Raw genomic sequence first — 23,051 nt, 5'->3', positions numbered from 1 at the left:
AATAAACGACCCGGATTCCAACCGCAGTGTATCCAGATCACAAACGGCCCGTAATGTCGCGGGCAAATGTATCTCCAGAAAGTCTCTGGCCGTATCAATATGACCTAAAAACTGTTTAAAAACAGCGTCATGTAGCATTGGTGTATTTTTTTTCTTCATCGGTGAATAGTAGCATATTTTCTTTGACAAAAACGTTGATCGTGCCTCAGGTCCTTTAATTTCCTTCTTAGAGAAGTTCAGGTTAACTAAGTAGAATAGCTTTCGACCACCACTCTTCTGAGTTTTCCTTTATCAGTCATTTTTACACTTTTTTTACACATCCATTCACTCTTTTATCAGCTTCTTTGCACCACCTTGCCTAACCTCTATCTATCCACATTCTCAGGAGAGATAAGCTGTGAGCATATTTCTGATTTCCAGCGTGTTATTAGTCGCCCTGTTGCTGATTTATCTGATTTACGCGTTACTCCATGCGGAGGATTTTTAAATGGCATCATCCGCTTTTTTACTGGTCGCAAGTTTCTTACTGATTTTGCTGCTGCTGGCAAAACCGCTTGGCGATATTATCGCCAATATGATCAACGGTGATATTCCGCTCTGGCTGACTAAAACAGAATCTGGCCTTTGGCGTTGCTGTGGCTTACAGAAACCTGGCGGCACAGTGAAAGAGATGAACTGGTGGCAATACGCATTAGCGATCATTATTTTTAATCTGACAGGGCTATTACTGTTATTTACCCTGCTGATCGCCCAACGAGTCCTTCCGCTAAATCCTGAACATTTTCCCGGGCTCAAATGGGACCTGGCGCTGAATACCGCAGCCAGCTTTATCACCAATACTGACTGGCAAGCCTACAGTGGGGAAAACACGTTAAGCTACTTTAGTCAGATGACGGGTTTAACCGTGCAAAACTTTCTTTCTGCCGCGACCGGTATCGCTGTGGTATTTGCGCTGATACGCGCATTTTCCCGTCATGGTGTAAAAACCGTGGGGAACGCCTGGGTTGATATCACCCGTATTACGCTTTATCTGCTGCTACCGCTGTCTATGATTGTTGCGCTGGTTTTTGTCAGTCAGGGAGTGATACAGAATTTCGAACCTTATCAATTAGTTCATACCATTGAAGACCAACAGCAATTGATCCCGATGGGGCCAGTCGCCTCACAGGAAGCCATTAAGTTATTAGGAACCAATGGCGGCGGATTCTTTGGCGCCAGTTCAGCCCATCCGTTTGAAAATCCAACCGCTATCAGCAATTTTATTCAGATATTATCTATCCTGCTGATCCCCTGTGCGCTCTGTTTTGCCTTTGGTCAGGTCATTGGCGACAACCGTCAGGGACACGCTCTATTATGGGCGATGTGTATCATCTTTGTCGTTGCTACAGCGGGAGTGATGTATGCCGAACTCAAAGGCAATCCCCATTTCAGTCTGTTAGGTACCGCCAGTAATATCAATCTGGAAGGTAAAGAGAATCGCTTCGGTATCCTTGCAAGCTCAATTTATGCGGTAGTGACAACTGCGGCCTCCTGTGGGGCGGTCAATGCCATGCATGATTCTTTCACCGCACTTGGCGGCATGATCCCCATGTGGCTGATACAAATTGGCGAAGTCGTCTTCGGCGGCGTGGGTTCCGGCTTATACGGTATGTTGCTGTTCGTTCTGCTGACAGTGTTTATTGGCGGTTTAATGATCGGCCGGGCACCTGAATATCTCGGCAAAAAAATCGAAGTATTTGAGATGAAAATGGTCGCATTTGCGATTTTGGTCACCCCGACACTGGTCCTTTTAGGCACTGCGCTTGTCATATCCACAACCCGTGGACGTGCCGGTATTCTGAACCCCGGCGCTCATGGTTTCAGTGAAGTGCTTTATACCCTCTCCTCTGTCGCCAACAATAATGGCAGTGCTTTCGCGGGCCTCAATACCAACAGCGTATTCTACAACCTACTGCTGGCAACCACCCTGTTTTTTGGCCGTTTTGGCGTGATCCTGCCGGTACTTGCTATTGCCGGCTCCCTGGTCGTGAAAAAACGCCAGCCTGTTAGCAACGGCACACTCCCCACCAGTGGCCCGCTGTTTATCGGCTTATTAATCCTGACCATTATGTTAATGGGTGCATTGACGTTTATTCCAGCACTGATCCTTGGCCCGGTCATTGAACATTTACAAATCTGGCTGATGTCCCGGTAAGTGCCAACATGAGGAATAGAGAGAGGAACACCATGACCAACAAACAACAGACATTATTCGCCCCCTCTTTGATGCGTAATGCTCTTATTGATTCAGTAAAGAAATGCCATCCAGCCGCACAATGGCGTAATCCGGTGATGTTTGTGGTCTATCTGGGCAGTGGATTAACCACGATTTTGTGGATTGCCATGTTAGCCGGTCAGTTTCAGGGAAATACGCTGTTTACCGGCAACATCGCCTTATGGCTATGGTTTACCTTGCTGTTCGCTAACTTTGCCGAAGCACTGGCGGAAGGCAGAAGCAAGGCCCAGGCCGCCAGCCTTAAAGGGGTGAGAAAAACCAGTTGGGCAACGAAACTCGCCTCAGCCAGCCGTGATGCAACACGGGAAAAGGTCCCTTCTGACAGCCTGCGTAAAGGCGATATCGTCATTATTGCAGCCAATGAAACCATTCCTTGTGATGGTGAAGTTATCGAAGGCGGTGCTTCCGTTGATGAAAGTGCCATCACCGGAGAATCTGCCCCGGTTATCCGCGAATCCGGCGGCGACTTTTCCTCTGTTACCGGCGGTACACGCGTGCTGTCTGATTGGCTGATAGTCGAATGTTCGGTCAATCCCGGTGAAACCTTTCTCGATCGCATGATTTCCATGGTCGAAGGGGCTAAACGGCGCAAAACCCCAAACGAGATCGCCCTGACGATCCTGCTGACAGCGCTGACAATTATCTTTCTCCTGGTGTGTGTCACCCTATTGCCATTCTCAATATTCAGTGTGGAAACCAACCAATCTGGTCAACCTATCACCATCACGGTATTGGTCGCATTGTTGGTTTGTCTTATTCCGACCACCATTGGCGGTTTACTTTCCGCGATCGGTGTCGCAGGCATGAGCCGAATGCTGGGTGCGAATGTGATTGCCACCAGCGGTCGGGCCGTTGAAGCCGCAGGGGATGTGGATGTACTGCTGCTGGATAAAACCGGCACTATCACTCTGGGAAATCGCCAGGCATCTCAGTTTCTGCCGGTTCCCGGCGTGACAGAACAACAGCTGGCAGACGCTGCCCAGCTCTCTTCTCTGGCCGATGAAACACCGGAAGGCCGCAGCATTGTCATTCTGGCAAAACAGCGTTTCAACCTGCGCGAACGTGATCTGCGCTCATTGAATGCCAGTTTTGTGCCTTTCTCTGCCATGACCAGAATGAGCGGCGTGAATGTGGAAAATCGCATGATCCGCAAAGGCGCGGTGGATGCCATCCGCCGTCATATTGAAGCGAATCATGGCAAATTCCCAGAAGCAGTCGAGATCCTGGTACAGACCGTAGCACGTAAAGGCGGTACACCGCTGGTTGTCGCAGAAAATCAGCGGGTACTGGGTGTTGTTGCACTGAAAGATATCGTAAAAGGCGGCATCAAAGAGCGATTCAGCGAAATGCGCCGGATGGGCATCAAAACCGTGATGATTACCGGCGATAACCGCCTGACTGCCGCCGCCATTGCAGCGGAAGCCGGCGTCGATGATTTTCTGGCGGAAGCCACACCCGAAGCTAAACTGGCACTTATCCGCCAGTATCAATCCGAAGGCCGTCTGGTCGCCATGACCGGCGACGGTACTAATGATGCGCCCGCGCTTGCTCAGGCTGATGTTGCGGTTGCCATGAATTCAGGCACGCAGGCAGCCAAGGAAGCCGGCAATATGGTGGATCTGGACTCCAACCCAACCAAACTGATTGAAGTCGTCCGTATAGGTAAACAGATGCTGATGACACGAGGCTCTCTGACCACGTTCAGTCTCGCCAATGATATCGCAAAATATTTCGCCATTATCCCGGCGGCATTTGCTGTCACCTATCCACAGTTAAATGTCTTGAATATCATGCATTTGCATTCGCCAGCATCGGCGGTTTTATCGACAGTTATCTTCAATGCACTGATTATTGTCTTCCTGATCCCATTAGCTCTGAAAGGCGTGAGCTATCGCCCCATGAACGCATTGTCACTCTTACGCCGCAATCTATGGATTTATGGTCTGGGTGGTCTGATAGCGCCTTTCATCGGCATCAAACTGATAGATATGTTGCTGACTTTGCTGATCTTTAAATAAAGGTGACGAAAATGATTTGGTTACGTTCTTCTGTTGTATTGTTGCTATTCCTGACTCTCATTACTGGAGTGGCTTACCCGTTGCTGGCAACAGGTTTGTCAGAACTGATGTTTCCTTACCAGTCCCAAGGTTCTATGGTGGAACAAGACGGTCAGATAGTCGGTTCTGAACTGATTGGTCAACCCTTCACTAAAGATATCTATTTTCAGGGACGCCCTTCCGCGACAATGGACTACCCTTATAACACGATGTTATCTGGTGGCAGTAATTTAGCGGTTTCTAACCCGGTATTGGATGATGAAATCAAGCGCAGAGTTGAACATTTGCGCCAATTTAACCGCCAGCCAAACATGCCCGTGCCAGTTGATCTGGTCACCGCGTCCGCCAGCGGCCTTGATCCTCACATTTCACCCGCAGCGGCTGATTTTCAGGTACAGAGAGTGGCTGACGCACGCCGTTTACCCATTAAAGCGGTAAAACAATTAATCCAGAATAATACTGAAATCCCGCCATCGGAATTTCTCGGTGAACCGGTGATTAATGTGTTAAAACTCAATCTTGCCCTTGATAATTTGCAAAAGAAAAAGCAATAAGGCTGGAAGATGGATCAACATGAACCACAACGTCCTGACCCTGATGAATTACTGACACTGGTTAACGAGAAACAGCGCGGTAAATTAAAAATATTTTTCGGTGCCTGCGCTGGCGTGGGAAAAACCTATGCCATGTTGCAGGAAGCACAAAGATTGCGTGCCCAAGGGCTGGATGTGATTATCGGTGTAGTAGAAACCCATGAGCGGCAGGGAACAGCCGCTCTGGTTGATGGCCTGCCACAACTGCCACTTAAACCGATCCACTACCGCAAGCGCAGAACCACCGTCTTTGATCTCGATGCCGCCATTGCCCGCCACCCGGCGATGATTCTGATGGATGAACTGGCATTCAGCAATCCTCACGGCAGCCGTCATCCCAAGCGCTGGCAGGATGTTGAAGAATTACTGGAAGCAGGAATCGATGTCCTGACGACCATTAATGTTCAGCATCTGGAAAGTCTCAATGATGTGGTTGGTGATATTACCGGTATCCAGGTCAGGGAGACCATCCCTGACCATATCTTTGATCAGGCGACTGAAATTGTCCTGGTTGATCTGCCGCCGGATGATCTGCGCCAACGGCTCAATGAAGGGAAGGTCTATATTTCCAGCCAGGCGGAACGCGCCATTGAACATTTCTTCCGCAAAGGCAATCTGATTGCCCTGCGGGAACTGGCTTTGCGCCGTACCGCTGATCGCGTTGATGATCAAATGCGCGCGTTCCGCGACACCCAAGGGCATGAACCGGTCTGGCACACCCGTGATAACCTTCTGCTGTGCATCGGTAACAGCTCAGGCAATGAAAAACTGGTTCGTACCGCAGCCCGCCTTGCCGCCCGGTTAGGCTGCATCTGGCATGCCATCTACGTTGAAACCCCGAAACTACACCAATTGCCGGAAGGTAAACGGCGCACGATTTTAACCGCGCTCAGATTAGCCCATGAATTGGGAGCGGAAACAGCAACACTTTCCGATCCCAACAAAGAAAAAGCGGTATTACGTTATGCCAGAGAACATAACCTTGGCAAAATTTTGATAGGCCGTCGCTGTGAATCCAAGCATAAGCTGCTTAACTGGAAATGGTGCCCTGGTTTTGCTGATCGGTTAGGAAAACTGGGGCCGGATTTGGATTTAGTGATTGTCGCGCTGGAAGATCGCAGCCAATGGGATAAAGAACAAGACAGCCGTTCTGTCAGTGAAAAATGGCGGATACAGATTCAAGGTTGCCTGATCGCAATCGCCCTCTGCACGCTGATCACCCTGTTCTCCCGGACATTCTTGCTGACTCTCGATAAAGCGAACTTGGTTACGCTTTATCTGCTTGGCGTCGTCATCATTGCGCTGTTTTATGGACGCCGGCCATCAATATTCGCGGCTTTTATCAACGTCATCAGTTTCGATATCTTCTTTGTACAGCCCCACTGGTCGCTTGCCGTCACGGATATGCAGTATCTGCTGACTTTCACGGTCATGTTGATCGTCGGGGTCGTAGTCGGAAACCTGACAGCGGGAATGAGATATCAGGCACGAATTGCCCGTTACCGCGAACAACGCACCCGCCATCTCTATGAAATGACCCGTGAACTCAGCCGGGCATTGAATGAAGAAGATATTGCCCGTACCAGCTACCATTTCCTTGCCAATGGTTTTCAGGCGAAAACCGGCCTGTTTTTACCGAGCGATAATGGCAATTTACATCAACTTACAACCAACAATGGCGGTCATATGCTGATTGACGATGCCATTGCCAAATGGAGTTTTGATAAAAATCTGCCGGCAGGCGCAGGAACCGATACCCTGCCCAGCGTACCTTACCAATTACTGCCTATCGCAACACCTTCACAAACATTTGCTGTGCTGGCAATTGAGCCATCCTATTTGCGCCAGCTGCTTATCCCGGAGCAACAGCGATTATTGCAAACATTTACCGGCCTGATTGCCAATGCATTGGAAAGATTGCACCTCTCCCGCCGGGCAGAATCGGCAAAACTGGACGCCGAGCGGGAACAGTTACGTAACTCACTGTTGGCGGCACTCTCTCACGATTTACGCACCCCTCTGACGGTCCTTTTCGGACAAGCCGAAATCCTGATGCTGGATTTATCTGCCGAAGGTTCCCCGCATACCAAGCAGGTGAATCAAATCCGTCAGCAAATTCTCAGCACTTCCCGTCTGGTCAATAACTTGTTGGATATGGCGCGTATCCAATCGGGGGGAATTCAGCTCAATCTGGAATGGCAATCACTGGAAGAGATCGTCGGCAGTACCTTGCGTTCACTGGAATATGCGCTTAATCGCCATCCGGTCACCGTTGCCCTGCCATCTGATCTACTATTACATTGTGATGCCAGCCTGCTGGAACGAGTATTTATCAATTTATTGGAAAACGCGATTAAATACACCGATGAACAAACACCCTTGGGCATTAAGGCGACAACAGAAAAAAATCAGGTTCATATTGAAGTCTGGGATGCAGGTAAAGGTATTCCACCGGAGCAGGAACAGTTAATTTTCGATAAATTTTCCCGCGCCCGCAAAGAATCCGCCATTCCGGGAGTCGGCCTTGGGCTGGCAATCTGTCGCGCCATTATTGAAATACACAATGGAAAAATTTGGGCGGCCAATAACGAAAAAGGTGGAGCAAGTTTTCACTTTGTTCTACCGTTAGAAAAACCGCCTGAAATTGAAGAAATAATTGAGGAGGTATCACTATTACCAGCAATAACACCATTTTAATTATCGAAGATGAAAAAGAGATCCGACGCTTTGTCCGGCTGGCGCTGGAAGGGGAAGGCTGTCGCGTATTTGAAAGTGAGACGCTGAAACGGGGCTTAATTGAAGCGGGAACCCGTAAACCTGACTTGATTATTCTTGATTTGGGGCTGCCCGATGGTGACGGCATTAATTTGATCCGTGATTTGCGCCAATGGAGCACCATCCCCATTATTGTTCTTTCTGCCCGTGACGCAGAAGCGGATAAAGTTGCCGCACTGGATGCCGGCGCGGATGATTATCTGAGTAAACCGTTTGGCATCAGTGAATTGTTAGCAAGAGTACGGGTTGCCCTGCGCCACTTTGCCAGAACCCATCAGGAAGAATCTATCGTCTATTTTTCTGATGTGATTGTCGATCTGGTTAACCGCCGGATAACTAAAAGCGATGAAGAGTTGCACCTGACGCCGATTGAATTTCGTTTATTGGGTGAATTATTGGCAAATAGTGGCAAAGTGCTAACACAACGCCAGTTACTCAATCAGGTTTGGGGGCCTAATTATGTTGAACATAACCATTACTTGCGGATTTATATGGGGCATCTGCGACAAAAATTGGAAACTGACCCCACCAGGCCAAAACATTTACTCACTGAAACCGGCATTGGCTATCGGTTTATGCCTTAATACCTGAGACACGAATCGTATCTCAGGTCATTAACTTCTTTCAGCAAAGCTTAAGGGAGATTATTCACCTGACACACATGTTCAGATAAATAATAAGCGACAGACTCTTCGCGGCAGGAACCAATAACATCCGCATCAGGCAGCGCTTGTTTAACTCTATCCTGTGCCGTTCCCATTATCACCCCTTTAGCGGCGGTTGAAAGCATTTCCACATCATTCATACCATCGCCAAACGCGATAGTTTGATCAATTGGAATACCAAGAAACCCGGCGAGCTGAATTAAAGCCTGCCCCTTAGAAACACCGCTGTCCATCACTTCCAAACACCAGGGGAATGAGAAAGCAATACTGACATTATCAGAAAACAGCGCAATTAAATGGCGTTCCAATTTAACCAACGCGTCGTGATCTCGGCGCTTATGAATGAAAAAAACTTTTTCAACAGCATCACAAGGCATTTCATCTGCCGGTCTGATCGTGGGATTAAAATGATCATTCTGATTAAAATCACTGAAACTATGATGTAATTCACTGGTTACCCATTGAGAACCACAATACATATTAATCACTAAATCCTGATCTGCCTGCGTTTGCTCAATTAATCTTTTTACTACATCCCCCGGCAGATATTGCCTGATATCCAACTTGTTACAGGCACTTGTTAATCTGGCACCATTAGACGTAATCAGATGTACAGGTATATCAAAATCACCAATAATGGCGTTAACATCAGCATGATGCCTGCCGGTAGCAAATACGATCTGCTTTCCGGTATTTGACAAATCAGTCAGCACTTGACGGGTAAATTGACCTACCGTATCCCCCCGAAGTAACAGAGTTCCATCAAGATCGGTAGCAATAAGATTATACATGAGCACTTCCCCGGTACATTAAAAGCAATAATTATCTACGCTTTATTCAGCAATTCAAGCGATGCTTTCTTGGTAAATGTCATCCTTTCTGCCAGATTATGATTATCTTTCTCATAATAAATACTGGCTTCTGAATCCATTTGAGGTCTTGGACTTATTTTTTCCACCATTGGCATGGTATCAAGGAACAATTGTCTGGCATAGTTAACAGCCCGGGTATAAGTATCAATAACCTCTTCAAATTCAGGATAAATAGAAAACAAAACCTGATTCACAATTGGACCTGCATCAATACCTTCATTAATTTCATGGATCGTCACACCATGTGATGATTCACCATTTTTCAAAGCCCAGTTTACTGGCCTGACGCCGCGATATTTAGGCAAATAGGACAAATGGATATTCAATATTCTTTTACAAGAATTAATGAATTTTAACGGCAATATCCGCTTATGAAATACGACAAAGCACAAATCGCAATTGAAATTACCACTTTCATAACCGGGTAAATTCTCAACTTTATTATCTTCAATAATAGAAATATTATTTTCATGACAGAAATCTATTAATGTCTGCTCAGTACTGACAGGTTCGAATTTATCTGCCACAACATGCAATATTTGATAATCTTTATGATTCAAGAAATATTGACAAATGAAAATTGCCAATTCTCCTTTACCGCAAATCACAACTGTTTTTGGATGACTCATTCGCAGACCTCGTTAACTTCCTTAATCGTGCTAATATCACTAATATTAATCAGCCCCTGCATCACCATGCGCAATGAGCGTATTAAAATTTCATTATCGCTTTGTGTCCGGCACGATACTCGGCAATATAGATCAGAATCGGCATTTCCTTTCCCGGAGCACTCTTTTATATACACGCCATGAATATCTAAAAGTAACCGTGATATCATTTTTGCATCGGAAACATGAAATTTACAGTAAACAAAATTAGAATCCGTCTCATAGGCAGTAATACCTTCGATTGAATTCAATGCTTGCTGTAATTTTAACGTATCAATCATCACCTGTTCACAGCTTAATTTATAGTTCTCTCTATATTGCGGCAACCGCAATAAAAACTCTTCTGCAAAACCATTAATATTCCAAATAGGCAATACTGATCTCACTTTAGCCAGTAATGCTTGATTCTCGGTTGCCATATATCCTATCCGAATACCACCAATGCCAAAGGTTTTACTCATGCTGCGAATAACAGATAAATTTTTATAGTGATCTAAATGCATTAACATTGTATCGTCACGCATTTTAGAAAAATCCAAGAAAGATTCATCAACAATCAGGTCTATATTTAATGTCAATAATTCGCCTGCCAGATATAACAAACTATTAATTGGCGTTAGTTTACCTGTCGGGTTATTTGGTGACTCAATCACCACCACACTTGGCTTTTCCTCTTTCGCCAACATTAATAATTCATCAACATCTATCTTAAAATTTCTGCTCTCTTTACTATAACTAAATATTGTTCTGTCTTTACCAAAGCAATTAGCATACTCATTAAATGATGGCACAGTAACTAATACTTTACCGGTATAAATCTCAGGCAGCCGTTTTATTATTTCAGCAGCACCATTTGAAATACATAATTTCGTTTTTTCTACACCAAGAAATTCAGATAAAGCATATTCAACTAAACGATTTCCACCGGGGTAATTAAGTAATATCTCATCAAAGTTATTCTTCATTTCATCTTTCAATTTTTTAGGTGGAAAGTTGAAATTATAAATTAATGCAAAATCAATAATAGGATAACGCCAATATCCACCATGCCTATTCTGCACAAGATCCAGTTTATTATTACTTGAAATGAAGTCACAAATAGCAAGATCATAAGTATTATCGACTTCATACCATTGAGAATGATCAACAATACTTGCTTTAAATTCAGCTACATTATCCAATAAGGATTTTTTAAATATATCTTCATAATATAGCCCGGTTAATCCATTATTAACGTAATTTTCTAACTCTTTATTCACATATTCCGCAAAATTAGCGCTGCAAATATGATAAATATTGACTGTCTTATATTGCCCATCTTCAACCTGATAATCAATATCCTTGGTAGAATTTAATGCAATAATATTATCTTTATCTATTTTTGCATAAGTCCCTTCCATATTCCCACTAAGAGGAGAAACCAAGACATTGAGATCGCCTGCTCTTAGCATCACCGTTTCCAGGCATTTCTTGGTGAAGAATATATCGCCTTCCAGGATCAGCGTATCTTGTTTAATCCAATTTCTGGCAAGATATAAAGAATAGAGATTGTTGGTCGATTCCCATTTTTCACTATTAATAAATTCAATATCCAGGTTATATGTCTTTTGTTCAATATGAGACATTAAAACATCATTTTTATAACCCACCACAATAATCACTTTCTTAATACCGATAGATTCGATATTTTTCAGCGCATTATCGATAAATGATATTTGATTCGTTTCTACCAAGGGTTTTGGTTTATTTGATGTTCTGGTAGATAGTCGGCTGCCTCTTCCTGCACAAAGCAGTATTACTGTTTTTTCATTCATAGTTTTGATAATTTATTTTAAATAGATGTTAGTAAGCTATCGGTATTCTTAAATAAGAATTAACCTAAAATATAGCCCATTAATAATATAAAATTGATATTTATCTATCAATTAAATACAGCGTCATATATAACATGCTGATATACCCAAACCCCGTCAATTCTTCCGTGGAAATTTATCTCGCCACCAATTTCACCACCGGTCTTTACACCAGACCCCAGACCAAATGTATGAAAATTATTGAGTGTTTCATCCGACGTTGATATAGGATTTAATTTTTCATTAGTCAGCAAACCATATTTATCACTTTTAAGCTCAATAGGAATATTATTTTTATCAATGATTTCAACAAGTTTAGTGTGATAGCCTGTACAGTGAATTAACAAATCATCACAATTAATACGTTGAATAACCTCATCACCAGATATTTCTGAGATATTTAATATAGAAATATTTTTATGTTTTCTTGCTTTAATTTCTTGCGCAAAGACAAAAGAATCATATCTCAAACCTGAATATCGATTAACCCGGCCACTTAAAGGGCAGATATCTTCCTGGATGAAATCATAGCCGTAAGATTCTGCACTTGCAGGTGAATCAAAAAACAGCTTGAAATCTTTATTAACCAGAACATTTATCTTGCCGGTAAACTTTAATTGTTCTGTCAGCCGAATCAAACAGGAAACAGAACTGTGTGATGAACCTAATATTGAGATACTTTTTATATCACCTTCATTAATAACCTCATCATAAATACCTTTAATGAAATCACCTGAGGTAATATTATTACTATTATGTAATAATCTGGACTCATTTGGGATCCCGCCTATATTAAATAGGACTTTTCGTGTTGATACAATATAGTCTTCATTATTTTTATGATAAGTTATATCATAGTCACCGTTTTCATTCTGTTTAATCTTTTTTACTTCCGCGCCGGTCAATACGCCAAACCGATCACCATAGTTATTTTCCTGAATAAAACCTGCAATTCTCTCCAAATATTGACCAACAAACCTCAATTCAACCGGTTTATCTTTATTGGCGCTAAAATATTCCCACTCTGAGGTTGATCTTATATATTGACTCAATTCATCATCACAACCATCAAATTTCTCTAAAAATACACTACCTAAAGAGTTCGCAGTAATCTTATATTTCTTTAATGCACCAGAACCGACCATCTCGGTTTTTTCTAAAATCAGACAATGTTTTACGGCTTCGTCTTTTAATAAATCTGGAATTAAAGAGATATTTGCAGGACCTGCACCACACATGACAATATCATAATACTGCTTATTCATTGACAAACCCTAACATTTTTAATGCAATTTGCGTTTCAATAACATCCCCAGAGAACTCATGACGGGTCTGTTTATAACCCAGTGGTTGCCCATCCAGACCCGCCTGAATAACATCACTATGACTAATTGTTTTATTCTCATTACGTGAATAAACCAACAGCTCCTTCTGATAATCAAATGCCAGACAAGGAATACAACTTAACTTAAGTGTTTTGGCTAATTCAAGTCTATGATGACCATCAATCACCACATTCGTTGCTTCATCAATCCAGATGGGTTGAGTCCAAAAACCTTCAAGTTTAACTTTCTCTATTAATTGTTCAACACGCACAGGACAATGTAATTCAGTTGGTCTAAGATTCGAGACTTCTTCTAATATTAATTTCATGTTTATCCCTTAGTTTAAACATATGGCAAAAAATTACCAACACCAACACACTTAATATCGCTAATAATTGAAATAACACGCCGCCATCAAAGAATTGAATAACAGTACCACCCACTAATGGAGAAATACAAAAACCGATACTATAAAGTGATGCTGCGCCAAAATATGCCCCACGTAAATCATTTGGTGCCAAACGATCGATAAAAACATTCACACATGGGAACAAAATAGTTTGACTGATACTCATGGTAAAAGCAGCCAGATACCACAATAAATAGACATCATAATACTTGAATGAAATAAAGAACATTAATTCAGATAAAATGAGTAATACAGTGCCTATTTTTATTTTCGTTTCCAATGCCATTTGCTGCGTTAACATGGAAAACGGTAACTGCATAACCACAATGGTTAGCGCATGTAGCATAATAAGCGAAGCAATAAATTCAGCGTATCCATTAAACCCTAATGAAGTAATTAATTGTGGTAGCGTTGAATCAAAATGTCCAAAAATAAACATCATGAGAATATTATTGATAACCAATATTAAAAACACCCGGTCATTCAATAAAACTTTCATTGTACCTTTAAAATCATCATTATTCGTTAAGTTTATTTTTATTTTCTTACCGAATAAATAAACCGGGATCATAAAAATCACATAAGATACCGACACAATCAGAAAAGAGATAGAATTAATATCCAGGCTTAACTTTACCCCTAAATAAGGCCCGACTACCGCACCCGCATTCAGAAATAAATACCTTAAATACATGGCATTCTCTCTGACCTGTTTTTCTTCGATAATATCGCCGATAACTGCTTTTATTGGATTATTAACCAGCGCCCAAGAGATATTCGCCAATAACGTGCCAATAATAAAACCGGACTGATGCTCTGATAACCATAATATCAAATATGCCAATGAAGAGATAAGACAACCAATGATAATTATCCTGGCCCGACCAACTTTATCAGAGAAGTAACCGGCATAAAAACTTAATATTGATGAAATCGCAATAGATAAAGAGAGAACTAACCCAATCATCGATGCAGTAAAATGAAACTTTGTATATAATATGATGGAAATAAAAGGCCATACCATCATTGATGTTGACCTTGTTACAAAAGTCCCCAGAAATAGGCCCCATATACATGCCGGTATGGATGTATAACTCTTAAGAGAAAAATTTTTCATTGTTATGTTCTTATATTATTTATATCTTTTAAACCAAGTATTTAAAATATTTATGAAAGTCCATAAAACCCACTTGCCTCGACAAAACCAAATGTAGAAGCAAGCGTTAGGATGATCTGCAAAATAAATCAAATTCAACGATGTATAATTTATCTTTAATATATTATCAAAACAGATATTAATTGCAAACAAAATATGACACTTTTGTTACACGTTAAACGTAGAGCAAATACTGGTGATGTTAATGAGCAACATAATGACATAAGTACTTTGCACTTTAACAGGCGAAAACACGGATAAAAAGGGCCCTTAATCTCAGATAAAAACCTTTCAGTTCAATCTTTATCTATTCAAATATTGATCAATCAACGGAAAAACTCAGCTTAATTTAACCAAAAAATAAGCTGTAATATTATATTCAAAGTGAAATAGATAAATAAAACTGTATTTTAGTGTAATAGCTACACTTTGGTGGGGATAATTATTATTTATAGATTTATATAAAGCTATCTGAGATAAAACTGGAAACCGTTCCACAGGCCCAAAATATTCACTCACTGAAACTGAGATTAGTAATGAGTTTATTCTTTAGTTTCTTTAATGAGAGTAATGATATATTCAAACAGAGAGAATAGTCTTATCATCTCAACTCATTTGATATTAACAATAGGATTTATTTTCGCTCTGGGCTGAAAAACAAAAATCCGCAATAACCTGTGACAGCTATTGCGGATTATTCAATCCAATCAAATATCAAACAGCGGCAAAAACCTGATTAACAATATCCTGCGCTTCTCGTTCAATCTTCTCCCGATGTTCAGGGCCAAGGAAACTTTCACAGTAAATCTTATAGGCTTCCTCCGTCCCTGATGGACGGGCGGCAAACCAGCCATTTTCTGTCATCACTTTCAAGCCGCCAATTGATGCGCCGTTACCGGAAGCTTCTGTCAGACGGGCCGTGATGGGATCACCGGCCAATTTATCCGCTGTCACCATTTCCGGTGACAGCTTGGCTAACAACGCCTTCTGCTGATGATTTGCAGGTGCCTGAATGCGGCTGTAACTCGGTGTACCAAAACGGGCGGCTAACTTATTGTAACGCTGCTGTGGGTTTTCCCCTGTCACGGCGGTCATTTCTGCCGCCAGCAAACAGAGGATAATCCCATCTTTATCCGTGGACCACGGCGTACCATCGAAACGCAGGAAAGAAGCCCCTGCACTCTCCTCACCGCCAAAGCCCAATTTACCTTGATGCAAACCGTCAACAAACCACTTAAAACCGACCGGCACTTCCACCAATTCACGGCCAAGATCGGCAACCACCCGATCAATCATGGCACTGGAAACCAGCGTTTTACCTACCGCGACGCTTTCTGACCATTGCGGACGATGACGGAACAAGTAATCTATCGCGGTTGCCAGATAGTGGTTTGGATTCATCAAACCAGCTGGCGTGACAATACCGTGGCGGTCATAATCAGGATCGTTGGCAAAAGCCAGATCAAACTTATCACGCATTGCCAGCAAGCCTGCCATTGCCCAAGGGGATGAGCAATCCATGCGGATGACACCATCATGATCCAGATGCATAAACCGGAACGTCTGATCCACCTGATCATTAACCAACGTCAGATCCAGGTTGTAGTACTCACCGATACGCTGCCAGAACGCAATGCCGGAACCACCCAACGGATCAATACCGATTTTCAGCCCGGCTTTCTGGATAGCGGCCATATCAACCACATCACCCAGCGCAGCGACATAGGGCTCGACTAAATCTTGCTGGTGCAAATATTCACTGCTCAACGCCTGAGCAAACGGCAGACGCTTAACGCTTTTTAGACCTTCTTCAAGCAACTCGTTAGCACGACGTTCGATAATCGCGGTCAGATCCGTATCGGCGGGGCCGCCATTAGGTGGATTATATTTAATACCGCCATCTTCCGGTGGATTATGGGATGGTGTAATCACGATCCCATCCGCCAGCGCCTTCCCCTGGCGGTTATAGCAGAGGATGGCATGAGAAATCGCCGGGGTTGGCGTAAACCCATTATTTTCCTGCACAATCACATGCACATGATTGGCGGTCAACACTTCCAGCACAGAAATAAAAGCCGCTTCTGACAACGCATGGGTATCTTTACCCACATAGCAAGGGCCGTTTATTCCCCGCTGCTTACGGGCTTCCACAACTGCCTGAGCAATTGCCAGAATATGCGCTTCATTAAAGCTACTGCGCTGAGAGCTGCCACGATGGCCGGATGTGCCGAATTTAACCTTATGCACCGGGTTTTCCGGTTGAGGATGTAAGGTGTAATACTGTGAAGTCAGTTGCGCTACATTTATCAGATCACTTTGGCGGGCAAGTTGCCCTGCGCGCGGATGATTTGCCACTTTATCTCTCCTGGATGGCTGCACCACCTTGACTATTGCAGCGCAGCTTTAGTCAGTTAAATCGTTCCACACACCTTTTCAATAAGATTGGCTGAAAATTGCATATCCTGCATAATTTGTTCAACCATATTACGCTTACGGTCAGTATTGGTGTTAGTAATGACCCAAAAAGGTGTGCCCGGAATATGACGAGGTTTGGTTTGTTTGCCACTGGCAAGCAGCGTCTGTTGATCACCGGCAAAATAAACACGGGTACGGCCATGCATAGCATCAGTTGTCTGAGAAAAACCTTCACTGTTCAAGCTGTATAACGTGGATAAGATCAACATAAAGCGATCAACTGATTTTTTCTTCTCAGAATAGTCATCTGAAAGTAACAATTCACGTATGACACGAACAGAATCACGCGGGCGGGATACTGATGTTTTCTCCACAGCGCTAACAGGCTGGACGTTTTGTACTGGCTGATCGGCGTTAAATTTCAGCATCCGCCGTAAAATATCAGATGCACTTTCACCGATATGTTGTGTGTGGCTGGCAATATAGCGGTAAAGGTCTTCATCAACTTCTATCGTTTTCATTTCTATCCAGTACTGTTCTAAATAAAAAATTTAGCCGGATTATAAAGTATAAAAGGAGAAAACAAAATAGGTAAAATTTCAATAACTTAAAAGTGTTTCAGCGTAAAAAACGATATGACGAAGCAGGCGATTTTCATCTAAAACAAATCAATCAGTTACATAAAAAGTATGGATATAAATCTCGTCGCAGTGCTAAAAGGGGCTTAAAATTACAAGCTCGATTGATACAAGCTGAACGAATTATTATTCAGGCTGAGATGACAGTAATATTAATTTCAATCTATTTACAAGAAATTTATCTAAATACGAAATTAGCCCAATGGGTTAACTAACTGTTTTCAAATAACGGTAGTGGAATGCACGGTTGATACATAAGCTGCGTCCCAGCCGCCTATCATTCTTATTAAAGATGCGTATGATAGACAGGTCCAGTTATTTTCGCCAGCGGCTCGATCGACTCCAAATGGCACTTTTGTCAGCTATGTGGTCATATCGACAACTCACCAAGTCTGCCAAGGTGGCATGACTCAAACAAAACGGCCACCAGAAAACCCGGCGCAGTTCAGTTGGGCGGAGACAATCATTTTGACCAGTTGGCCGGGATGATTGTTGCTATGCCGGTAAATCTGCTTGACGCTATCTAGTTCAGTACTCAGTTATCGAAACGGAGGTGTAATGCAACATCAATATCCACATCAAATAGAAACGGATCGTCTCTTACTACGACCCACGAGGGCTTCCGATGCGGATCGGGCATTTGAAATCCAGTCAGATTGGCAGGTAACACGAATGCTGCGTATGGCATCGTTTCCCCCCGCTCAAAAGGAAATTGCCGCATGGTTTGCCGACCATCGACGTGAATGGGTTGCGAGTGAGGCATATCGCTTCGCGGTCGAACTTCAAGGACAATTCATTGGATTGGTAGATATTGATGAAATTCGTCAGAATACTGGTGAACTAGGATACTGGTTCGAGCAGGCTGCTTGGGGGCGTGGCTTTGCATTTGAGGCTGCACAGGCCGTAGTGCGCTTTGCATTTAATAATGTTGGTCTGTCTCAACTCCGGTCAGGGCACGCCATCGACAACACTGGCTCACAAAGAGTGCTCCTCAAGCTCGGCTTTCATCCGCTCGATATCGTTCCACGAGCTTCCCGCTCGCGTGGTGAGGAAATCATGCAACGACAATATATGTTATCGAACTTCAATAAGTAAGCATCTCAAAAAACGGCATTGGTAAAGAAATTACTGATCTAAACCAATGGTCAATAGGATATCAAGAATGCAATTAACCTCTTTTTTTGGGGATTTAAATATACTTTGGGTGACAATCTCATCACCAAGTAACATTGTTTTGCCTCCTGCTTTAATAAGGACCAATAATTTAATTTTGATTAATATATAAAAGAAAGCATAGAACAGATTAAGTATCTTGCACGGTAGGAGAAATAAATTTGTTTTTGACTATTTTGACTATTTTGACTGGATGTAAAGATTCCGGCCCAATGGCCGGAATTGTTTTATTGACGGATCATCAAACAGGCATAAATCTAAAGACTCGCTTATTTAGCATTTAACACTTGGTTTAATTTGGCTTCATCAAGCTGACGACAACGTTTTGCGACTACAATCGTTGCAACCCCATTGCCAATCAGGTTGGTTAACGCTCTTGCTTCTGACATGAAACGGTCTATTCCCAGAATTAACGCCAGACCCGCCAGTGGTAAATGCCCAACAGCAGAAATTGTTGCTGCCAATACAATAAATCCACTACCCGTTACGCCAGCAGCCCCTTTAGAAGATAAAAGCAACACCACTAATAGCGTTATTTGATGCACAATATCCATATGTGTATTGGTTGCCTGCGCAATAAATACTGCGGCCATTGTCAGGTAAATAGAAGTGCCATCCAGATTAAATGAATATCCTGTCGGGATCACTAAACCAACAACCGATTTCTGACATCCCACCTTCTCCATTTTATCTAACATCCGCGGTAACGCAGATTCAGAAGAGGATGTTCCCAATACGATTAATAATTCTTCTTTAATGTAATTAATAAACCGGAATATACTAAATCCGGTGACTTTCGCGATTGTTCCTAAAACAAATACCACAAAAAGAATACAGGTGATATAGAAGCAAACGATTAACTGCCCTAATTGTATTAATGAACCAATACCATATTTTCCGATGGTAAATGCCATTGCACCAAAAGCCCCCAAAGGCGCTAATCGCATTATCATATTGATAATACCGAAAATCACCTGAGAGAAACCATCAATAATATTAAAGATTGGTTTGCCTTTTTCTCCCAAATGATGAAGCGCAAAGCCAAATAACACTGCAAATAATAAAACTTGCAAAATATTACCACTGGCGAATGCTCCGATGACACTGCCCGGAATAACATCAAGCAAGAATGCGATTATACCCTGTTCAGCCGCTTTCTCCGCATATATAGAGACAGCTTTAACATCTAACGTAGCGGGATCAATATTCATCCCTGCGCCAGGTTGGACAACATTGACAACGATTAACCCAATAATTAAAGCAATTGTGCTGACTATTTCAAAATAGACCAGAGCAATAGCGCCTGTTTTACCCACGGCTTTCATACTTTCCATACCGGCGATACCGGTCACAACCGTACAGAAAATAACAGGAGCAATGACCATCTTGATTAATTTTACAAATCCATCACCCAATGGCTTCATTTCCTCCCCCAGCTCAGGGTAGAAATGCCCCAGCAGTATGCCGATAGTTATTGCGAGCAAAACTTGAAAATAAAGACTTTTTAGTAAATTTTTTTTCACTTATTAATTCCCTAATCCATAGTATAAAATCAGATTCTATTTATTCTTATTAGAACGGTGTGATTGTTGTTAAATTTATTCTATATCTTTTATTTACATAAAATATAAAGTAAATTTTCATTATTTTTTCACAAAAATTTAAAGTTAACACACAATTTTTTAAGATATAGATCACACAAATACACAATAAACAACCACATTAAGATGGCTGAACCAACGATTATCTCACAAGTTATTTAAAACCTCCTATTTAAAAATATCAGTAATTTTAAGCGTTCTTGTTTTTTAAGCTATTAAGTATTGGTATGAAAATTAACAAGTTTTTGACACGCCGAACGTTTTAAGAACAATTTAATTACAAGAAATTATTAACTATAATTGCATAGCCTGGTTGCTCTGTTACAATTTGAACAACAATATCCCATAACATGCACAGCATGATCTCAATACTCGAAGGAAAACTATTCCCATCATGAAATTAAACAACCCGTTAAATCATCATATACAGACACCGGAAAATCCTGTCTCTTCCACGCCGATTGTATTAATCCACGGGTTATTTGGTGATCTGAATAATCTTGGGGTCCTAACCCGTGATTTACAGCAATATTATCCCGTTATTCAGGTTGATGTACGTAATCATGGTCTATCTCCATGGGCAGATAACATGGATTACCACGATATGGCACAGGATATTATTTCTCTGCTGGATCATCTGCAAATTCAGTCCGCCATTATTATTGGTCATTCAATGGGCGGCAAGATCGCGATGACAATGACCGCCCTGGCGCCAGAACGGATAGAAAAAATCGTTCTTATTGATATAGCGCCAATCGCCTATCAGGTTCGCCGCCATGACCAGATTTTTACCGCATTGAATAAAGTGACGAAAGCCGGCGTTAATACCCGTCAGGAAGCCATCGAAATTATGCGGGAAGATATTCAGGAAGAGGGTGTTATTCAGTTTTTACTGAAATCATTCCGTCAGGGGGAATGGAAATTCAATTTGCCGGTATTAATCAATCAATATGAGAAGATTATCGGCTGGCAGGAAATACCGGCATGGCCTCATCCTGCTCTGTTTATTCGCGGCGGTCTTTCTTCTTATATTCAAGAAGAGTACCGGGATGATATCGCCAGACAATTTCCACAGGCTAAAGCCTGGGTTGTCGCCGATTGCGGTCACTGGGTTCACGCAGAAAAACCAGACGCCGTTTTAAGGGCAATTCACCATTTTCTCAATATTGATACGGAATAATGCAGGCAGTTAATTCGCGATAAATATTGGCTCACTTTCTGTGAGCCAATATTATTTTATAATTTTTACTTTTATTATAAAGCGTTAATTAAGCAAATTTCCCTTTTCCAATCGTGGTATCTGTCCACGCCGTGGTAATCGCGATTTTTGCCTTACTGTCCAAACTCTCAATAAAACCATTATTCCCCGCTGTCGGGGAAAAACTGCTCATGAATGATGAGTACGATTCCCCCTTCCAACCCGCCATCATTTAGCCAGTCCGATTTATCCTTATCCAAAATATTAATGAGAAAACAACCCATATTACCGGGTCATAACCAAAATCACCTTCTTATCAGTGATGACATTTTCCACAATCAAGCAAAAATGCGTGATACAGATCACAAAAATAAACAAAAACAAAATTATTTTGAAATTATCATCATTGATTATTAAATGATTAATATTAATGTGTTTTTTATATGATTCGTAACATTATAATAACATTGGTCTATTTTTTGTATAAAAATATAACGTTTTGTTTTTATTATTATCTTATTTAATCAACCCCCAATTTAGTTGCCTGGTTGATTATCAACCGAAAACATTGATCGCTAAGTTAAATTCATGGTTAATGCTGCTTCGAAATTGCGGGATAGAAAGACAATGAAAAGCAGTATTTTAGTGTTTGCGGTTTTTTGTAGCGTGATGCCAAGCAGTCAGGCCGCAGACATTGCAGATCAACAACTAATCCATCAACAGGCACGTCAGCAAGCGCTGGAGGTTCAATTGGCACCACCGCCTGCGGATGTTCGCCTGTCTGTGCCCGACATCCACATTCCCATGTGGAAACACTTTGCAGGCGGAGGGCTGGGCTTCAACGTGTCCTGGCAGTGTTAGTTCAAACTCACGGTGCTACCGGTGCGTCGCAGAGGTCAAATGTGTTAGCGGAGAAAAACAATCATGAATAAGCATTTATATCGTATTATTTTTAACCTATCCCGGAATATGCTGATGGTCGTGCCAGAGATTGCGGGCACCGGGCCAAGTAATACAGCACGTCGCCGGGGTCGGCCATCCGCACAACGTCTTGTTTGCCGCCTCACGACGCTACAGCTGGGTTTATTGTTAACCTTCGGCAGTGTTTCATTGACAGCACAGGCGAACATCGTGGCGGATGGACAGGCACCGGGCCATCAGCAACCGACGATTATCCACAGCGCCAACGGCACGCCGCAGGTCAATATCCAAACACCGGGTGCCGACGGGGTTTCGCACAATACCTACCGTCAGTTTGATGTGGATAAATCAGGCGTTATCCTCAATAACAGCGCTAACCCCACTCAGACGCAACTCGGTGGGATGGTGGCCGGTAACCCCTGGCTCGCCAAAGGGGAAGCGAAAATTATCCTCAATG

General features: G+C 42.5%; 22 protein-coding genes. 11 read left to right on the top strand and 11 right to left on the bottom strand.

Features of this window, described 5'->3' with window-relative positions; all coding sequences use genetic code 11:
* Positions 1 to 159, bottom strand: a 159-nt coding sequence (locus C5471_RS20800; protein WP_166296342.1) for an Rpn family recombination-promoting nuclease/putative transposase, incomplete at its 3' end; no start/stop codon positions are given.
* Positions 160 to 397: 238 nt separating this feature from the next.
* On the opposite strand from C5471_RS20800, the gene kdpF reads away from it, so the two are divergent.
* The 6 genes from kdpF to kdpE are packed head-to-tail and all read left to right on the top strand — an operon-like array spanning position 398 to position 8,284.
* Positions 398 to 487, top strand: coding sequence for a K(+)-transporting ATPase subunit F (gene kdpF, locus C5471_RS24930; protein ID WP_133815141.1), 90 nt, complete (start codon positions 398 to 400; stop codon positions 485 to 487).
* The gene (kdpA, locus tag C5471_RS20790; RefSeq protein WP_133815142.1) at positions 488 to 2,194 is read left to right on the top strand and encodes a potassium-transporting ATPase subunit KdpA; all 1,707 of its coding nucleotides are present in this window, start codon (positions 488 to 490) and stop codon (positions 2,192 to 2,194) included.
* 32 nt (positions 2,195 to 2,226) lie between these two features.
* Entirely contained in the window at positions 2,227 to 4,293 is a 2,067-nt protein-coding gene (kdpB, locus tag C5471_RS20785) for a potassium-transporting ATPase subunit KdpB (RefSeq protein WP_133815143.1), read from the top strand.
* 11 nt (positions 4,294 to 4,304) lie between these two features.
* Positions 4,305 to 4,886, top strand: coding sequence for a potassium-transporting ATPase subunit KdpC (gene kdpC, locus C5471_RS20780; protein WP_133815144.1), 582 nt, complete (start codon positions 4,305 to 4,307; stop codon positions 4,884 to 4,886).
* A gap of 9 nt (positions 4,887 to 4,895) precedes the next feature.
* The gene (gene kdpD / locus C5471_RS20775) at positions 4,896 to 7,622 is read left to right on the top strand and encodes a two-component system sensor histidine kinase KdpD (protein WP_133815145.1); all 2,727 of its coding nucleotides are present in this window, start codon (positions 4,896 to 4,898) and stop codon (positions 7,620 to 7,622) included.
* Complete coding sequence (kdpE, locus tag C5471_RS20770) at positions 7,592 to 8,284, top strand: two-component system response regulator KdpE (RefSeq protein ID WP_133815146.1); 693 nt, start codon at positions 7,592 to 7,594, stop codon at positions 8,282 to 8,284. Before kdpD ends, kdpE begins: the two co-directional genes overlap by 31 nt.
* A 50-nt stretch (positions 8,285 to 8,334) precedes the next feature.
* On the opposite strand, the gene C5471_RS20765 is transcribed toward kdpE, so the two are convergent.
* The 8 genes from C5471_RS20765 to seqA all read right to left on the bottom strand — a co-directional run bounded on the left by C5471_RS20765 (position 8,335) and on the right by seqA (position 17,584).
* Entirely contained in the window at positions 8,335 to 9,156 is an 822-nt protein-coding gene (locus tag C5471_RS20765; RefSeq protein WP_133815147.1) for a Cof-type HAD-IIB family hydrolase, read from the bottom strand.
* 35 nt (positions 9,157 to 9,191) lie between these two features.
* Positions 9,192 to 9,866: a formyl transferase gene (locus C5471_RS20760; RefSeq protein WP_133815148.1), complete on the bottom strand. Its 675-nt coding sequence runs from the start codon at positions 9,864 to 9,866 to the stop codon at positions 9,192 to 9,194.
* Positions 9,863 to 11,719 (bottom strand): aminotransferase class I/II-fold pyridoxal phosphate-dependent enzyme, encoded by a 1,857-nt coding sequence (locus C5471_RS20755; RefSeq protein WP_133815149.1) that lies wholly within the window; start codon positions 11,717 to 11,719, stop codon positions 9,863 to 9,865. Before C5471_RS20755 ends, C5471_RS20760 begins: the two co-directional genes overlap by 4 nt.
* A gap of 107 nt (positions 11,720 to 11,826) precedes the next feature.
* The gene (locus C5471_RS20750; protein ID WP_133815150.1) at positions 11,827 to 13,023 is read right to left on the bottom strand and encodes a hypothetical protein; all 1,197 of its coding nucleotides are present in this window, start codon (positions 13,021 to 13,023) and stop codon (positions 11,827 to 11,829) included.
* The gene (locus C5471_RS20745) at positions 13,016 to 13,411 is read right to left on the bottom strand and encodes a ParB N-terminal domain-containing protein (protein ID WP_133815151.1); all 396 of its coding nucleotides are present in this window, start codon (positions 13,409 to 13,411) and stop codon (positions 13,016 to 13,018) included. Before C5471_RS20745 ends, C5471_RS20750 begins: the two co-directional genes overlap by 8 nt.
* Positions 13,377 to 14,609: an MFS transporter gene (locus C5471_RS20740; RefSeq protein ID WP_133815152.1), complete on the bottom strand. Its 1,233-nt coding sequence runs from the start codon at positions 14,607 to 14,609 to the stop codon at positions 13,377 to 13,379. The genes C5471_RS20745 and C5471_RS20740 overlap by 35 nt, the downstream gene beginning before the upstream one ends.
* Before the next feature lie 753 nt (positions 14,610 to 15,362).
* Positions 15,363 to 17,003 carry a phosphoglucomutase (alpha-D-glucose-1,6-bisphosphate-dependent) gene (gene pgm, locus C5471_RS20735; RefSeq protein ID WP_133815153.1) on the bottom strand — a complete coding sequence of 547 codons (1,641 nt, stop codon included), beginning with the start codon at positions 17,001 to 17,003 and terminating at the stop codon, positions 15,363 to 15,365.
* Between the two features lie 56 nt (positions 17,004 to 17,059).
* A complete protein-coding gene (gene seqA, locus C5471_RS20730) occupies positions 17,060 to 17,584 on the bottom strand; it encodes a replication initiation negative regulator SeqA (RefSeq protein ID WP_133815154.1) in 525 nt (174 codons plus the stop codon).
* A gap of 675 nt (positions 17,585 to 18,259) precedes the next feature.
* Here seqA and C5471_RS20725 point away from each other — a divergent pair.
* Positions 18,260 to 18,796 (top strand): GNAT family N-acetyltransferase, encoded by a 537-nt coding sequence (locus C5471_RS20725; protein ID WP_133815155.1) that lies wholly within the window; start codon positions 18,260 to 18,262, stop codon positions 18,794 to 18,796.
* A 347-nt stretch (positions 18,797 to 19,143) separates the two neighbouring features.
* Here the strand turns inward: C5471_RS20725 and C5471_RS20720 are convergent, their stop codons facing one another.
* A complete protein-coding gene (locus C5471_RS20720; protein WP_133815156.1) occupies positions 19,144 to 20,397 on the bottom strand; it encodes a C4-dicarboxylate transporter DctA in 1,254 nt (417 codons plus the stop codon).
* Positions 20,398 to 20,869: 472 nt separating this feature from the next.
* Here C5471_RS20720 and ybfF point away from each other — a divergent pair, with 472 nt between their 5' ends.
* Positions 20,870 to 21,655 (top strand): esterase, encoded by a 786-nt coding sequence (ybfF, locus tag C5471_RS20715; protein ID WP_166296339.1) that lies wholly within the window; start codon positions 20,870 to 20,872, stop codon positions 21,653 to 21,655.
* Positions 21,656 to 21,743: 88 nt separating this feature from the next.
* Here ybfF and C5471_RS24925 read toward each other — a convergent pair whose 3' ends face one another.
* Complete coding sequence (locus tag C5471_RS24925; RefSeq protein WP_278250179.1) at positions 21,744 to 21,866, bottom strand: hypothetical protein; 123 nt, start codon at positions 21,864 to 21,866, stop codon at positions 21,744 to 21,746.
* Between the two features lie 2 nt (positions 21,867 to 21,868).
* On the opposite strand from C5471_RS24925, the gene C5471_RS20710 reads away from it, so the two are divergent.
* From C5471_RS20710 to C5471_RS20700, 3 genes are all read left to right on the top strand, one after another.
* Positions 21,869 to 22,090, top strand: coding sequence for a hypothetical protein (locus tag C5471_RS20710; protein ID WP_133815157.1), 222 nt, complete (start codon positions 21,869 to 21,871; stop codon positions 22,088 to 22,090).
* Positions 22,091 to 22,261: 171 nt separating this feature from the next.
* Positions 22,262 to 22,534 (top strand): hypothetical protein, encoded by a 273-nt coding sequence (locus C5471_RS24580; protein ID WP_242688800.1) that lies wholly within the window; start codon positions 22,262 to 22,264, stop codon positions 22,532 to 22,534.
* 63 nt (positions 22,535 to 22,597) lie between these two features.
* On the top strand, positions 22,598 to 23,051 hold a 454-nt coding region (locus C5471_RS20700), incomplete at its 3' end, for a two-partner secretion domain-containing protein (protein ID WP_166296336.1).

Source organism: Photorhabdus tasmaniensis (assembly GCF_011189505.1).
In the GTDB taxonomy this organism is placed as follows: Bacteria; Pseudomonadota; Gammaproteobacteria; order Enterobacterales; family Enterobacteriaceae; genus Photorhabdus; species Photorhabdus tasmaniensis.
The sequence above is the reverse complement of the archived record's forward strand: the minus strand, read 5'-3'. Positions and strand labels throughout refer to the sequence as shown.

What these genes read in the sequence shown, in the direction of transcription:
- kdpA (WP_133815142.1), top strand. Translation starts at nt 488, where the DNA reads ATGGCATCATCCGCTTTTTTACTGGTCGCAAGTTTCTTACTGATTTTG.
- kdpB (WP_133815143.1), top strand. Translation starts at nt 2,227, where the DNA reads ATGACCAACAAACAACAGACATTATTCGCCCCCTCTTTGATGCGTAAT.
- kdpC (WP_133815144.1), top strand. Translation starts at nt 4,305, where the DNA reads ATGATTTGGTTACGTTCTTCTGTTGTATTGTTGCTATTCCTGACTCTC.
- kdpD (WP_133815145.1), top strand. Translation starts at nt 4,896, where the DNA reads ATGGATCAACATGAACCACAACGTCCTGACCCTGATGAATTACTGACA.
- C5471_RS20765 (WP_133815147.1), bottom strand. Translation starts at nt 9,156, where the DNA reads ATGTATAATCTTATTGCTACCGATCTTGATGGAACTCTGTTACTTCGG.
- C5471_RS20760 (WP_133815148.1), bottom strand. Translation starts at nt 9,866, where the DNA reads ATGAGTCATCCAAAAACAGTTGTGATTTGCGGTAAAGGAGAATTGGCA.
- C5471_RS20755 (WP_133815149.1), bottom strand. Translation starts at nt 11,719, where the DNA reads ATGAATGAAAAAACAGTAATACTGCTTTGTGCAGGAAGAGGCAGCCGA.
- C5471_RS20750 (WP_133815150.1), bottom strand. Translation starts at nt 13,023, where the DNA reads ATGAATAAGCAGTATTATGATATTGTCATGTGTGGTGCAGGTCCTGCA.
- C5471_RS20745 (WP_133815151.1), bottom strand. Translation starts at nt 13,411, where the DNA reads ATGAAATTAATATTAGAAGAAGTCTCGAATCTTAGACCAACTGAATTA.
- C5471_RS20740 (WP_133815152.1), bottom strand. Translation starts at nt 14,609, where the DNA reads ATGAAAAATTTTTCTCTTAAGAGTTATACATCCATACCGGCATGTATA.
- seqA (WP_133815154.1), bottom strand. Translation starts at nt 17,584, where the DNA reads ATGAAAACGATAGAAGTTGATGAAGACCTTTACCGCTATATTGCCAGC.
- C5471_RS20725 (WP_133815155.1), top strand. Translation starts at nt 18,260, where the DNA reads ATGCAACATCAATATCCACATCAAATAGAAACGGATCGTCTCTTACTA.
- ybfF (WP_166296339.1), top strand. Translation starts at nt 20,870, where the DNA reads ATGAAATTAAACAACCCGTTAAATCATCATATACAGACACCGGAAAAT.
- C5471_RS24925 (WP_278250179.1), bottom strand. Translation starts at nt 21,866, where the DNA reads ATGAGCAGTTTTTCCCCGACAGCGGGGAATAATGGTTTTATTGAGAGT.
- C5471_RS20710 (WP_133815157.1), top strand. Translation starts at nt 21,869, where the DNA reads ATGATGAGTACGATTCCCCCTTCCAACCCGCCATCATTTAGCCAGTCC.
- C5471_RS24580 (WP_242688800.1), top strand. Translation starts at nt 22,262, where the DNA reads ATGGTTAATGCTGCTTCGAAATTGCGGGATAGAAAGACAATGAAAAGC.